Consider the following 738-nt stretch of genomic DNA (forward strand, 5'->3'; position numbering starts at 1 on the left):
TACGGGAGGAGCAGGGCACCACCGGCCTCGGCGAGGAGATCGCGATTCCGCATGCCAAGACGGACGCGGTGACCGCTCCGGTCGTCGGCTTCGCGCGCTCGCCCGAGGGCATCGAGTGGGGCGCGCCGGACGGGACGAAGGCCAGGCTGGTGTTCATGATCGCGGTACCCGAGGCCGCGGCGGGCGATGAACATCTGCGGATCCTGGCGCGGCTGTCGCGCACCCTGATGGCCGCCGAGTTCCGGGAGCGGCTGCTGGGGGCCGCGGACGTGGGGGCGATTCTGCGGGTGCTGGGGGAGATCGAGTAGGCCCCCTCCGGGCCGGTGCGCCCCGGTGACCCGTGCTCGGTACGGGCCACCCCGCCCGGGACGCGTCGGTGGCCGGGCCCCACCCGGGGACGGCGGCCGGGCCGGGGCGCGGCGGAACCGGAGCGGGCCGGTGTCCGGGCCACCCCACCCGGGGTCGGTAGCAGGGGCGAGCCGATAGCCGGGCACGTGCCCGGGGCGCGCCATGCCCGGAGCGGGCCGGTGTCCGGGCCACCCCGCCCGGGGTCGGTAGCCGAGGCGGATCGATGACCGGGGCGGGGGCGGTGCCCCTGGGCACCACGCCCGGGGGCGGCGGCCGAGGCGGGCCGATGGCTGGGGCGGGGTCTGGGGTTGAGGTTGGGTTCGGGGCTGGGTCTGGGGTTGGGTTCGGGGCTGGGATTGGGGCTGCGCCCGTGTCCGGGTTCGGGTTCAG

1 protein-coding gene is annotated in these 738 nt (G+C 77.2%); it reads left to right on the top strand.

From position 1 onward, the window contains the following. On the top strand, positions 1-308 hold a 308-nt coding region (locus AXW62_RS37035), incomplete at its 5' end, for a PTS sugar transporter subunit IIA (RefSeq protein WP_159061042.1). Positions 309-738: the final 430 nt, after the last annotated feature.

This window comes from Streptomyces hygroscopicus subsp. hygroscopicus, assembly GCF_001553455.1.
Classification (GTDB): Bacteria; Actinomycetota; Actinomycetes; order Streptomycetales; family Streptomycetaceae; genus Streptomyces; species Streptomyces hygroscopicus.